Below are 12,929 nucleotides of genomic sequence, written 5' to 3'. Positions count from 1 at the left end.
CCGTCGACATTCCCTCCGGTCACGGGACCGCAACCCAGGGTGTGGCCACGCCCCAGGATGGCCAAGGCGTGGCCGCGCCAGAGAGACCATCTGGGCACAAAGCGACGGTGGGAGCGAGCACAGCTGGCACGAGCGCGGCACCACAACCGCCTGTGCGACACCATGCGAGGGACGTGCGGGACGTGCCTGACGCGCTGCCGCGCCACGTGCCAGACCCAACGAACACCGTGATCGACAGCGCAAAAACTCTGCCGTCCCGTCCGGTAATTCCGTCTTCGCCTTCGACGCCGCTCATCGGACCAAGCGGACCTGACGGCCGGGCACCGTCAGTAACCGGTCCGCTCCCGCCTTCGTTCGGGGCAGGAACGACGCTGCCGCCTGGTGTCCGGGGAGGTGGTGAACGTCCCGTCTACGGGGGCAAGAGCCCACTGGCCACGCCGTCCGGACCGGACACGTCCACAGGTCCGCGTATTCCGGGACGCGGACTCTCCGGCCCCTTTGGCCCTGGTGTGACCGGTGGTCAGCCCGGTGCTGGGCGCGGGCCGATTGGCTCCCCTTCGGCCAGAGGGGTCAACGGCATAACTGGCGGTCGCGCTGTCTCGCCGTCCGCGGGACGGCCTACTGGTGCGATTCCGCGGGGCACCGTCGTCGGCGGGGAGCAACCTCCCAGGGGCCGTGGTGGCGTGCCGGGTCGCCCTTCTGCAGGTGCCATGCCGGCCCGTGGCAACAGCCCGACGGTGGAGGGTGAGGGTGCGGCGAGGGGGCGAATGCCTGCCCCGTCCAACGGCATCGTCGGGGGACAGCCAAGGCCATCCCGAGACCGCGGACGGGCAGGATTCACCTCGCGAAGTGTCCGGCCCGCGAGCGAGGCTGCCGCAGACGAGCAAATGCCACGACGCGGCGGACCATCCCTGGGTGCCTTCAAACCTGCCACGAACCGCGATGACCGATCCGCTCGCGACCGGCGCTCTGACAGCCGCGCGACCGACCGGGCCGAGGGCAGGGATGACCAGGCAGAGGAGAGGGAGAGCCGACCGGCCCCGCCGCCCCTGCCCAAAGGGCCTGACGGAGACATAGGACGAGAAGGATGACCATGCGCAGCAGCAGCAGCAAGCAGGCCAGGCGGCACAGACGAGCCGTGTCCGCAGCCCTCGGCGTTCTGTTTGCGAGCTTGGCCGTCACTGCCGCGCACGCCGATACCGTCCGCGAGCGGCAGTGGTACCTCGATGCCATGCACGCCGAGCAAATGTGGAAGACCAGCACGGGCAAGGGCATCACGGTAGCCGTGATCGATAGCGGCGTGCAGGCCGACATTCCCGACCTGCGCGGCCAGGTTGTGGCGGGCAAGGACTTCTCCAAGCGGGCCGGCGACGAACGCACGGACTACGACGGCCACGGCACTGGCATGGCTGTCCTCATTGCGGGCACTGGCGGAAGAGGTGCCACCACGGGCTCGTACGGTCTGGCCCCCGGCGCGAAGATCATGCCAATCCGCATCCCAGGCTTCATTGAGCGCAACCGCACTGACGGCAATCAGGACGATTTCCCCACGAGCGTCGCGAAGGCCATCCGGTTTGCGGCCGATTCGGACGCCCAGATCATCAACATCTCGCAGGGGAGCACCGAAAACTCTCGCGAGCTGACGGAGGCCGTCGCCTATGCCTTGTCCAAGGGCAAGTTAATCCTCGCAGCCGTGGGCAATGACGGCGACACCGTCAATGAAGTCAATTATCCGGCGGCCACTCCAGGAGTGGTGGGTGTCGGGGCGATCGACAGAAACGTCAAGGCGACGAAGGAGTCCGAGCACGGCTCCCAAGTGGACATGGTGGCGCCGGGCGAGGACATCATTTCCGCCTGCCTCGAAAGCAAGAGCGGCGTCTGCGACTCGCACGGTACCAGCGACGCTAGCGCCCTCGCCTCCGCCTCCGCAGCCCTGATCTGGTCCGAGCACCCGAACTGGACCAACAACCAGGTCCTGCGGATCATGCTCAATACCGCCAGCAAGCCAACAAGTGGCAAGGAGCGCACCGACTACATCGGCTACGGCGCCGTCCGCCCCCGTATCGCGCTGACCAATCCCGGTGACCCCGGTCCCGCGGGCATGTACCCGCTGCCCGACTTTAAACAAGCGGCGTCCCAGGGACCCGACGGGGCTGGAGCCGCATCGACGAAGCATGAGAATGCGGCGTCGGCTACAGGGTCCGGATCTGTCGGAGGCAGCTCGACCACAACCTGGGTTCTCGCTGGCTCCGGGGTCGTCGTTCTCACTGGCGCGGTACTTGCCGCAGGGGCGATACGCGGGCGACGACGCGCTGCAGCGGCTGCCCACACGCAAGTGCCTGTTCCGCCAGGGCCTGGACAGGCGGCCTGGCCTCATGGAGACCGTGACTTTGGAGGAAGGCCCTGAGATGGCATGGGACGAGTGGGAGCAGCTGAAGGCAGACGCGCTGGCCCGCAGGCAGGAAGGCATGCGGCTGGACAGTGCTGCCGACGCAGGGGGCGGAGGTGGTACCGGAGCTGCGCCGGACCTGCAGATGAACCACGCGGGCAACAAGGCCGCGGTCAAGGCGCTGCGGGAGGAAATTCGGCCTGACACGGACAAGGCCGGCAGCCACGCCGACAACTCCTCGTCCACAGCGGCCCAGAAGTTCAGTGGTTGGGCCACCGGATCAGCCCTCAAGGCCGCGCACTCGGAGTGGGAGCTGCAGGTCAAGAACCTGAAAGGGCGTCTGGGGGAAGACCAGAACGCCCTGGAGAAGACCCACCAGGACTTCCGACATACCGACCTCGGCGTCAAGAGCCGGATAGCGCAGATAGACATGGGATCCAATCTCGGAGAGGAGTACTAGGAGATGGGAACGGGCAATCCCACCTATCAGGACGTGGTCACAATCGACCTCGATGCGCTGATCACGGCCGCCAAGGACTGGGACGACATGGCCCACACCTTCGACGACCTGGGACGCCTGTACGGCGCAAAGGTGGAGTCCATAGCGAACGACGGCTCCTGGGCTGGCGTCAGCCGCGGTGTCGCTTATACGCGGTTCACCAGCACACGTAAACAGTTCACCGATGCCCACACGGAAGCCCAGGCAATCGCCTCCCTTCTCCGGACCGCCCACGAGCGCTTCTCCCAGCGGATCGGCCACGTGAAGAACCTGGTCGAGCAGGCAGAGAAGGACGAGATGACTGTCAACGGCATCGGCGAAGCGGTCTATGACTTCAGGAAACTCACCCCGATGCGCCACGACCCGGACTACCCGAAGTACGTGACGCAGGTGAAAGACGCCGAGGCCGCCTGGACCAAGAAGATCAAGGATGCCGTGCGGGCGGTCGACGACGAAGACCAGGTCGTAAGTCGCGCACTTCGCGAAGCAGCCGGCGTCGGCAGCTTCCTCGAGCAGATGTTGGAAACCCTGGGGCAGGGTCAAAACTTCAACGGGGCAGCAGTCGGCGACCTAACCACTTATGAGAAGGAAGTCAAGAAGGAGGAAGCTGAGCAGAGGGCAGAAGCCGAGCGGAAGAAGAAGCACGACGGAACCGTGAAGGCTATATACCATGGCATCGCCAAGGGGCTTTCGATCTTTAACGGGGAGCCCGGTCCTGATCTGGGCAGTAAGTTCATTGGAACGCTGATCGACGGCGTCGCCGGGGCCACCGGCTACAACAAAACGCAGGGAATCACCATCGGCGTGGGTGCTGGCTGGGGAGGCGGAGGAATCGGATACTCGATCACATTGGCGGAGACACAAACGCCAGATGGGAAAACCCAGATCGGGATCTTGACGTCGAAGTCCGTACACTCCTCTGGTGTCGATTTCGGCCTTTCCGCAACGGCCGGTAAATTCTACAGTAACGCCGATGACATTGGTCAGCTCGAAGGCAAGGGATGGGATAAGGGCGGATCCGCCAAGTTCGGTCTCGGCCTGTACGGGAACCATCAGACGGAGATCGGAACAACCAACTCGAAGGGTGAAGGCGTCAACGTCATCGAGTATGGTCTGGGGGCCGGTCTGGGTGCCGAGATTGGTGGCGGGTACAGTGACGCCAAGTCGCGTTGGCAAACAGAAATCGGATCGGACAAGAAGTGAATGGCTTGGACCCAGGACCGCTGCTCTTCTTCGTCTTCGGCTGGTTCTTCGCACTGAACATCAAAGGGATCGCAGACCGGACATATCGACACGCATCCCGTTTTGTGCCGATGATCGGCGGCTCGGTCACGCTTCGAATCATGGGCTGGATCTGGATCTTCGTGGGCGGCACGCTGGTCGCTTTGGACTTCTTGGGTTGAGTCGATCTCTGGAACGGCGCAGTCCTGTGCATCAGGTGCAGTTGCGTGCTGGCTCTCTGACCCGATGAGAAAGCGCTCCCTATCGGGACGTGGTCACACCATCAAGCTCGGCACGTTGATGACAGCCGATTTGGGCGCCAGGCAGATCCAATCAAGCCGCTCTGCCCCCGCACACCTACGAGCCCTCCTCCCATCAGGAAAAGGGCTCGGGCCAGAACAGTCACGCAAGCCAGCAGGTCCCTCAGACCCACTCCACCTCGGAAACGATGTACGGAGTGCTTGCAGGGTCCGACAACGGCGTCCGAGTGGGCACCAGCGGCGCCGACGGGCGAAGGACCGAAGCGCCAGCCGCAATCAGTACCGCGGCCACCTCGTCCTCGCTCACCCTCGCCAGCGCGTCTATCACCCGATCGAGTGCCTCGCCCACGTCAGTGCGTGTGACCACTGGAGGCGGGCGCCTGACCAGCGTTCTTGACCGTCAGCGGCAGCAACTTCTTGCCGGTCGGGCCTACTTGTACCCAAGTATCCATCTGCGGGGACACCCCGAAGTCGACGTAGGGCATGCCAGGGTGAGCGCGCACCCATCGATCGCGAGGCGGTGGACCGTCGACTGCCATGCTCGGAAACCGAGCGCACCCGGTCGCGTGGACGGCGCAGCCCTCGGGAAGATCGCCCTCTCGATGTTGCCGTAGACCGTACCGAGGGCGCCCGACGAAGGGCGCCGGGATGTACGGGATGACATCACCCAACTGCACGACCAGCGAGGCTATTACGGTATGAACGGGGTTTGACCGAGGTCACTCGCACGGCCAGGTACTCGTCGGCTCGGACGTTCAGGTGTGCGTGAGTTGGAGCACGGCGATGCCGACCACCACGGTGACGCTCGCGGCCAGCCGCCGGCCGCCCAGTCGCTCACGGAAGAGCACGGTACCGAGCAGGGCGGCGATGACAATGCTGGTCTCGCGGAGTGCGGCGATGGACGCCAGGTCGCCGTGATCCTGCGCCCAAACCACCAGTGCGTACGCGGTCAGTGAGAGCAGCCCACCGGTCAGGCCGCGGATCGTGGCGTCGCGAAGCCGGGATGGCAGTCCGCGCCCGCCCAGCGCGAAGGCACCGGCGCAGAAGAGCATGCCCTGTAGGAGGAAACTCCAGGCTATGTAGCCGAATACGCTGTCTGAGCGCCGTACGCCCGTACCGTCGACGATTGTGTATGAAGCGATCATGACGCCGGTACCGAGGGCAGCCATCAGTGCTGGCAACTGGGTGCGGTCCGGCAAGCCGTCCGCCAGAGCGAGGGCAATCAGCCCGGCGGAAATGACCAGGACGCCGGTGAGTTCGGGGGCTGACAGCTCCTGGCCGAGAACGCTCACCGAGACGACGGCGACCAGCATGGGTGCGACACCGCGCGCCACCGGGTACATCTGGCCGAAGTCACCGAGCCTGTACGCCTGCAGCAGCAGCGTCTGATAGACGACCTGGAGCACGGCCGAGGCCGCGATAAACGCCCAGGCGGCAGAGTCGGGGAACGGGGTGAAACAGACCCAGATCGCGCTGACGCCGACGAAGGCGAGGTTGATCAGGGTGAAGCCGGCGAGCTTGTTCGGCATCGCGTGCGCCAGCGCGTTCCACACGGCGTGCAGCACCGCTGCGGCCAGCACCACTACAGGCACTGCAGTGCCTGCTTGCATGAACACATCCATGAGCGTCGAACCGTTCCAGAAGCCAGAGAGACAGAGAATTGCATTCCGTATTATGCTGGATCCATGGAACAAAATTCCCCGATCGAGAGCACTTCCACAGACGCACGGGCCGTTGACGTGCAGAATCTCGCTGCCCACGTACGCGCCCGGCTGCCGCAACTGCGCGACGCGGAGGCCAGGGTCGCTCAGGTCCTGCTCGATCAGGGCCCCGAACTGGTCCGGCTGAGCGTCAGTGACGTCGCCGCGATGGCGCGCACGGCTCCCTCCTCCGTGATCCGCGCCTGTCAGCGGCTGGGCTTCCGCGGCTATCAGGAGGTGAAGATCACGGCAGCCCGGGAGGCGCCCCGGCCCACCACACCGGAAGGCGCCGATCCGACCTCCCGCGCGTTGGCCGACACCGTGCAAGCGGCCCGCGAGGCCCTGGACGGACTGTCCACGACCGTCTCTCCCTACCACCTGCGCACCGCCGCCGAGGCGTTGCACAGCGCGAGCCGGATCCTGGTCATCGGTGCGGGCCTGTCCACCGCCGTGGCCACCGACGCGGCCTACCGCCTCAGGGCCCTGGGCTGCGCCGTCGACGCCCCCACCGACCCACTCACCGCCGAGGTAGCCGCCTCGTCGCTTCCGGCGGACGCCGTCTGCCTCGCCGTCAGCCACACCGGCGCCACCCGCACCACCGTGGACGCCGCCCGACGGGCCCACGCCCGCAGAGCCACGGTCATCTCGCTCACCAGCTATGCCCGTTCACCGCTGACCGAGACCAGCCAGTGCACGCTGCTTGCCGGCGGCCAAGACCTCACCCTCGGCCTCGAAGCCGTCGCAGGCCGCCTCGCCCACCTCGTCGTCGTCGACGCACTGGCCCTCACCCTGCTGGCCCTCCGCGGTTCGCACGCGCAGCAGGCGCTGGCCCGCTCCGCAGAGGTCACCGCGGCTCACGCGTACTGACCTTGCGCATCCGCCACGCTGATGCGCCGGTGCCTCAGCATCCCTGAATAGCGAAGTTATTACTGCATGAACAGCATTTGACTGAGCCCCAGCAGGGGGCGACCTATGACACCCTCCTCGCGGTGGCCAAGGCCACCGAGGATCTCGGCTTCGACGCCTTCTTCCGCTCCGACCACTATCTGAAGATGGGCGACGTGGACGGCCTGCCCGGCCCCACGGACGCCTGGATCACCCTCGCCGGTCTCGCCCGTGAGACCAAGCGCATCCGCCTCGGCACGCTGATGACCGCCGCCACCTTCCGGCTCCCCGGTGTGCTCGCCGTCCAGGTCGCGCAGGTCGACCAGATGTCGGGCGGGCGCGTGGAGCTGGGCCTGGGCGCGGGCTGGTTCGAGAAGGAGCACAAGGCGTACGGCATCCCGTTCCCGAAGGACAAGTTCGCCCGCCTCGAGGAGCAGCTGGAGATCGTCACCGGGCTGTGGGCGACCGAGCCCGGCAAGACCTTCGGCTTCCACGGCGAGCACTACGAACTGATCGACTCGCCCGCCCTGCCCAAGCCGGCCCAGGGCAGGATCCCTGTCGTCATCGGCGGCCATGGCGCGACCCGCACCCCACGGCTGGCCGCACGGTATGCCGACGAGTTCAACATCCCGTTCGCGTCGATCGAGGACAGCACGCGCCAGTTCGACAGGGTCCGCGCCGCCGCCGAGGAGGCCGGACGCGCCGCCGACGGCCTGACGTACTCCAACGCGCTCGTGGTCTGTGTCGGCAAGGACGACGAGGAGGTGGCCCGGCGTGCCGCCGCGATCGGCCGCGAGGTCGACGAGCTGAAGGCCAACGGGCTGGCGGGTACGCCGGGTGAGGTGGTCGACAAGATCGGCCGCTACGCGAGGACCGGGTCCAGCAGGATCTATCTCCAGATCCTGGACCTGGACGACCTGGACCACCTTGAGCTGATCTCGTCGCGGGTCCAGTCCCAGCTGGGGTGACCGCGTCGGGCCGCCTGAAGGAACCGCATACTGTGATCGGGTGGGGGTGAACCGCACCCGACTTCACTGGACCTCGGGGGGAGGCCCATGGCGCACTACCACCGCATAGCCGGTCATGAACTGGGGCGGCTCGCGGCGCTCAGTGACGGGATCTTCGCCGTGGCGATGACGCTGCTCGTTCTCGACCTCAAGGTTCCCGCCCAGGACGCGTGGGGTGAACGTGCGCTGTGGGAACGGGGAGCGGTCGGGCAGGAGGAGCGGGTCTGGCGTGTACTCACCGGCGTGGGCCCGGAGTTCGCCGTGTGTTTTCTCGGCTTCCTCACGCTGGGGATGTTCTGGCTCGGGCAGCAGACGCAGCTCTCCCGCATCGGGCGCGGCGACCGCACGTTCGCCTGGATTCACATCATGTTCCTGTTCGGGATCTCGGTGATGCCGTTCGCCACCGGCCTGATGGCGGCGTTCACCTCGTCCCGGCTGGCCCTGCTGGTGTACTGGGCGGATCTGCTGTTCCTCGGACTCATGCAGCTCGCCGGGCTGCGGTACGCGGAGCGCGCCGGGCTGCTGAGGGAGGAGACGACCGCCGAGGACCTGACGGCGATCCGCCGCAGGATCGGCGTCGTCCAGGCCCTGTACGCGGGCGCGGTACTGCTCGCCGTGTTCAGCACCTATCTGTCCATAGGGGTGATCATCCTGCTCCAGGTCAACTCTGCCCTCTCACCGCCCATCAAACCGCTGAACCGGTTCTGACCCGGGCACCGGCAGGGAAACCCCGTGGCCGAGTGGGCGGACGCACAGGGATACTCGTGACTGTGTTCCTGACGATCTCCACCACCGGCGACGAGAAGAACCCGGCCACCGACCTGGGCTTCCTGTTGCACAAGCATCCCGACAACCCGCAGTCCTTCTCGACGTCGTACGGGACGGCGCATGTCGTCTACCCCGAGGCGGACGACGATCGCTGCACCGTCGCGATGCTGCTGGAGGTCGACGCTCAGGCGCTGGTGCGCAAGAGTAGGGGCAAGGGCCGCGGGGGCGCGCCCGACGCTGCGCTGGCGCAGTACGTCAACGACCGTCCCTACGCGGCGTCCTCCCTGGTCGCCGTCGCGCTCGGCAATGTGTTCTCCAGCGCGATGCGAGGGGTGTGCAAGTCCCGGCCCGAGCGTGCCGCGCAGCCGCTGCCGCTGCGGGTCGAGATACCCTCGCTGCCCGCCCGCGGGGGCCCCGGTCTCGTACGACGCCTCTTCGAGCCGCTCGGCTGGACCGTCACCGTCGAGCCGGTCCCGCTGGATGCCGAGTTCCCGCAGTGGGGCGACTCGCGGTACGTCGGACTCGTACTGGAGTCCGAGACTCTGACGCTGTCCGAGGCGCTGCGCCACCTCTATGTGCTGCTCCCCGTCCTCGACGACGCCAAGCACTACTGGGTCTCCTCCGACGAGGTCGACAAGCTGCTGCGGGCCGGTGAGGGCTGGCTTCCCAGCCATCCGGAGCAGAAGCTGATCACCAGCCGCTACCTCTCCCGCCGCTGGTCGCTGACCCGCCAGGCGATGGAACGCCTCGAACTGGTGAGGCTCGCCGAAGCGGACGACAGCGAGGTCGGCGAGATCGACAACGCGGTCGAGGAGGAGCAGGAGACGGAGGAGAAGCCGACGCCGCTCGCCGTGCAGCGCAAGGACGCGATCGTCGCCGCGCTCAACGAGTCCGGCGCTGCCCGTGTCCTCGACCTCGGCTGCGGTCAGGGCCAGTTGGTGCAGGCGCTGCTCAAGGACCCGCGGTTCACGGAGATCGTCGGCGTCGATGTCTCGATGCGGGCGCTCACCATCGCCTCCCGGAGGCTGAAGCTGGACCGCATGGGGGAGCGGCAGGCATCGCGCGTGACCCTTCTGCAGGGCTCGCTCGCCTACACCGACGGCCGGCTCAAGGGATACGACGCCGCCGTGCTCAGCGAGGTCATCGAGCATGTCGACCTGCCGCGACTGCCCGCCGTGGAGTACGCGGTGTTCGGCTCGGCGCGCCCGAGGACGGTCCTCGTGACGACGCCGAACGTCGAGTACAACGTCCGCTGGGAGACCCTTCCGGCCGGGCACACCCGCCATGGAGACCACCGCTTCGAGTGGACGCGCGAGGAGTTCCGCTCCTGGGCCGGCCGTGTGGCCGAACTCCACGGCTACACCGTCCGTTTCACCCCGGTGGGCCCTGACGACCCCGAGGTGGGCCCGCCCACGCAGATGGCCACGTTCGAACTGGCCATGGACGCCCGCACCACGAAGGCCACCCACACCATGAAGGAGGCGAAGGCCGCATGACCGAGACCCACACCCGGACCGGGACCGAGGGACGCACCCTGCCCGTCACCGACCTCTCCCTCGTGGTGCTGGTCGGCGCCTCGGGTTCGGGCAAGTCCACTTTCGCCCGAAGGCACTTCAAGCCCACGGAGATCATCTCCTCGGACTTCTGCCGCGGCCTGGTGTCCGACGACGAGAACGACCAGAGCGCCACCCCGGACGCCTTCGACGTCCTGCACTACATCGCGGGCAAGCGTCTGGCGGCGGGCCGCCGTACCGTCGTCGACGCGACCAGCGTGCAGCAGGACTCCCGCCGCCAGCTGATCGAGCTCGCCAAGCGGTACGACGTGCTGCCGATCGCCATCGTGCTCGACGTGCCGGAGGAGGTGTGCGCCGAACGCAACGCGGCACGCGCCGACCGGGTCGGTATGCCACGCCGGGTGATCCAGCGCCATACGCGTGAACTGCGCCGTTCCCTCAAGCACTTGGAGCGTGAGGGTTTCCGCAAGGTGCACATCCTGCGGGGCGTGGAGGAGGTCGAGAACGCGACGGTCGTCACCGAGAAGCGCTTCAACGACCTGACCCACCTCACCGGACCGTTCGACATCATCGGCGACATCCACGGCTGCTCGTCCGAACTGGAGGCGCTGCTGGGCAGGCTGGGGTACACCGACGGGGTGCACCCCGAGGGCCGTACCGCCGTCTTCGTCGGCGACCTGGTGGACCGCGGGCCCGACAGCCCGGGCGTGCTGCGCAGGGTGATGTCCATGGTGGAGTCGGGCAACGCGCTGTGCGTGCCGGGCAACCACGAGAACAAGTACGGGCGCTATCTGCATGGCCGTCAGGTCCAGCACACGTACGGACTGGCCGAGACCATCGCGCAGATGGAGGGCGAGAGCGAGGAGTTCAAGCAGCGCGTAAGGGAGTTCATCGACGGCCTGGTCAGCCACTACGTCCTCGACGGCGGCCGGCTGGTCGTGTGCCACGCAGGGCTGCCCGAGAAGTACCACGGCCGTACCTCCGGCCGGGTCCGCTCGCACGCGTTGTACGGCGACACGACCGGGGAGACCGACGAGTTCGGCCTGCCCGTGCGCTACCCGTGGGCGGAGGACTACCGGGGCCGGGCGGCCGTGGTCTACGGCCACACGCCGGTGCCCCGCGCCACCTGGCTCAACAACACCATCTGCCTGGACACCGGCGCCGTGTTCGGCGGCAGGCTGACGGCGCTGCGCTGGCCGGAGCGCGAACTTGTCGACGTACCGGCCGAGCGCGTCTGGTACGAGCCGGCCCGGCCGCTGTCCACCGAGGCACCCGGCGGCCACGACGGCCGCCCGCTGGACCTCGCGGACGTGTCCGGCCGCAGGGTGGTCGAGACACGGCACGCGGGCAGGGTCTCCGTGCGCGAGGAGAACGCGGCGGCGGCCCTGGAGGTCATGAGCCGCTTCGCGGTGGACCCGCGCCTGCTGCCCTATCTGCCGCCGACCATGGCACCCACGGCCACCTCGCGTATCGAGGGCTACCTGGAGCACCCGGCCGAGGCGTTCGCGCAGTACGCGCAGGAGGGGGTCGCGCGGGTCGTGTGCGAGGAGAAGCACATGGGCTCGCGGGCGGTGGCGCTGGTGTGCCGGGACGCGGAGGCGGCGCAGGAGCGGTTCGGTGTGACCGGTCCGACCGGCTCGGTGTACACGCGTACAGGCCGCCCGTTCTTCGACGACGGGACGGTGACCGAGGAGATCCTCGGCCGGCTGCGGGCCGCGATCGGCGCCGCGGGTCTGTGGGAGCGGCTGGAGACCGACTGGCTTTTGCTGGACGCGGAGCTGATGCCGTGGTCGCTGAAGGCGTCCGGGCTGCTGCGCAGCCAGTACGCGGCGGTCGGCGCGGCCTCGGGAGCGGTGTTCCCGGGGGCGCTCGCCGCGCTGGAGGCCACGGCGGCGCGAGGCGTGGATGTCGGCGGACTGCTGGCGCGCCAGCGTGAACGGGCGGCGGACGCCGCCGCGTTCACGGCGGCCTACCGCCGGTACTGCTGGACAACGGACGGCCTGGACGGAGTCCGTCTCGCGCCCTTCCAGATCCTGGCCGCACAGGGCCGCAGCCTGGCCGCCCTGCCGCACGACGAGCAGCTCGCGCTGATCGACCGGATGGTCGAACACGACTCGAGCGGACTGCTGCAGACGACGCGCCGCCTTTTCGTGGAAACCGGGGACCCGGAGTCGGTGCGCGCCGGTGTGGACTGGTGGCTGGAGATGACGGGGCGCGGCGGCGAAGGCATGGTCGTCAAGCCGGTGGACGCGGTGGTGCGCAACGGTGAGGGCCGTCTGGTCCAGCCGGGCATCAAGTGCCGTGGGCGCGAGTACCTCCGGATCATCTACGGTCCGGAGTACACCCGCCCGGAGAACCTCGCGCGGCTGCGCCAGAGGTTCCTGAACCACAAGCGCTCGCTCGCGCTGCGGGAGTACGCGCTCGGCCTCGAGGCCCTGGACCGGCTGGCGGAGGGCGAGCCGTTGTGGCGGGTGCACGAGGCGGTGTTCGGGGTGCTGGCCCTGGAGTCGGAGCCGGTGGACCCCCGCCTGTGAGAGGTGCCGTACGGCCGGGGGCTCGCGGGGGCTTCACAGGGCACTGCCTGCCCGAAGCCCCGTTATGTTCTTCGCGGTCCTGCAATGGGGCCGCTGGCCTTCGGGCCCGGCATGACTTTTGCCCCCTGTCGATCGGATGACCTGGGGGGTGG

At 67.8% G+C, this 12,929-nt stretch carries 10 protein-coding genes; 9 read left to right on the top strand and 1 reads right to left on the bottom strand.

What is annotated here, in order from left to right; translation table 11 throughout:
- Positions 1–1,093: 1,093 nt before the first annotated feature.
- The 4 genes from mycP to ABZ845_RS25960 are packed head-to-tail and all read left to right on the top strand — an operon-like array spanning position 1,094 to position 4,291.
- Positions 1,094–2,407 (top strand): type VII secretion-associated serine protease mycosin, encoded by a 1,314-nt coding sequence (gene mycP, locus ABZ845_RS25975; protein ID WP_360983710.1) that lies wholly within the window; start codon positions 1,094–1,096, stop codon positions 2,405–2,407.
- Positions 2,376–2,849, top strand: coding sequence for a hypothetical protein (locus ABZ845_RS25970; protein ID WP_360983707.1), 474 nt, complete (start codon positions 2,376–2,378; stop codon positions 2,847–2,849). The genes mycP and ABZ845_RS25970 overlap by 32 nt, the downstream gene beginning before the upstream one ends.
- A 3-nt stretch (positions 2,850–2,852) precedes the next feature.
- Positions 2,853–4,091: a hypothetical protein gene (locus ABZ845_RS25965; protein ID WP_360983705.1), complete on the top strand. Its 1,239-nt coding sequence runs from the start codon at positions 2,853–2,855 to the stop codon at positions 4,089–4,091.
- 5 nt (positions 4,092–4,096) lie between these two features.
- Positions 4,097–4,291 (top strand): hypothetical protein, encoded by a 195-nt coding sequence (locus tag ABZ845_RS25960; RefSeq protein WP_360983702.1) that lies wholly within the window; start codon positions 4,097–4,099, stop codon positions 4,289–4,291.
- Between the two features lie 833 nt (positions 4,292–5,124).
- On the opposite strand, the gene ABZ845_RS25955 is transcribed toward ABZ845_RS25960, so the two are convergent.
- Positions 5,125–5,991, bottom strand: coding sequence for a DMT family transporter (locus tag ABZ845_RS25955; RefSeq protein WP_360983699.1), 867 nt, complete (start codon positions 5,989–5,991; stop codon positions 5,125–5,127).
- A 63-nt stretch (positions 5,992–6,054) separates the two neighbouring features.
- Here ABZ845_RS25955 and ABZ845_RS25950 point away from each other — a divergent pair, with 63 nt between their 5' ends.
- The 5 genes from ABZ845_RS25950 to ABZ845_RS25930 all read left to right on the top strand — a co-directional run bounded on the left by ABZ845_RS25950 (position 6,055) and on the right by ABZ845_RS25930 (position 12,777).
- Entirely contained in the window at positions 6,055–6,936 is an 882-nt protein-coding gene (locus ABZ845_RS25950) for a MurR/RpiR family transcriptional regulator (protein ID WP_360983696.1), read from the top strand.
- 77 nt (positions 6,937–7,013) lie between these two features.
- A complete protein-coding gene (locus ABZ845_RS25945) occupies positions 7,014–7,922 on the top strand; it encodes an LLM class F420-dependent oxidoreductase (protein ID WP_360983693.1) in 909 nt (302 codons plus the stop codon).
- Positions 7,923–8,009: 87 nt separating this feature from the next.
- Entirely contained in the window at positions 8,010–8,669 is a 660-nt protein-coding gene (locus ABZ845_RS25940) for a TMEM175 family protein (protein WP_360983690.1), read from the top strand.
- 62 nt (positions 8,670–8,731) lie between these two features.
- Positions 8,732–10,225, top strand: coding sequence for a 3' terminal RNA ribose 2'-O-methyltransferase Hen1 (locus tag ABZ845_RS25935; protein ID WP_360983860.1), 1,494 nt, complete (start codon positions 8,732–8,734; stop codon positions 10,223–10,225).
- Positions 10,222–12,777: a polynucleotide kinase-phosphatase gene (locus ABZ845_RS25930; protein WP_360983687.1), complete on the top strand. Its 2,556-nt coding sequence runs from the start codon at positions 10,222–10,224 to the stop codon at positions 12,775–12,777. The genes ABZ845_RS25935 and ABZ845_RS25930 overlap by 4 nt, the downstream gene beginning before the upstream one ends.
- Positions 12,778–12,929: the final 152 nt, after the last annotated feature.

It is taken from the genome of Streptomyces sp. NPDC047022 (genome assembly GCF_040644155.1).
Classification (GTDB): domain Bacteria; phylum Actinomycetota; class Actinomycetes; order Streptomycetales; family Streptomycetaceae; genus Streptomyces.
This window is presented reverse-complemented; position numbering and strand designations above follow the sequence as displayed.

Coding starts and splice junctions, on each gene's coding strand:
- mycP (WP_360983710.1), top strand. CDS start 1,094: ATGCGCAGCAGCAGCAGCAAGCAGGCCAGGCGGCACAGACGAGCCGTG.
- ABZ845_RS25930 (WP_360983687.1), top strand. CDS start 10,222: ATGACCGAGACCCACACCCGGACCGGGACCGAGGGACGCACCCTGCCC.
- ABZ845_RS25950 (WP_360983696.1), top strand. CDS start 6,055: ATGGAACAAAATTCCCCGATCGAGAGCACTTCCACAGACGCACGGGCC.
- ABZ845_RS25955 (WP_360983699.1), bottom strand. CDS start 5,991: ATGGATGTGTTCATGCAAGCAGGCACTGCAGTGCCTGTAGTGGTGCTG.
- ABZ845_RS25965 (WP_360983705.1), top strand. CDS start 2,853: ATGGGAACGGGCAATCCCACCTATCAGGACGTGGTCACAATCGACCTC.
- ABZ845_RS25940 (WP_360983690.1), top strand. CDS start 8,010: ATGGCGCACTACCACCGCATAGCCGGTCATGAACTGGGGCGGCTCGCG.
- ABZ845_RS25970 (WP_360983707.1), top strand. CDS start 2,376: ATGGAGACCGTGACTTTGGAGGAAGGCCCTGAGATGGCATGGGACGAG.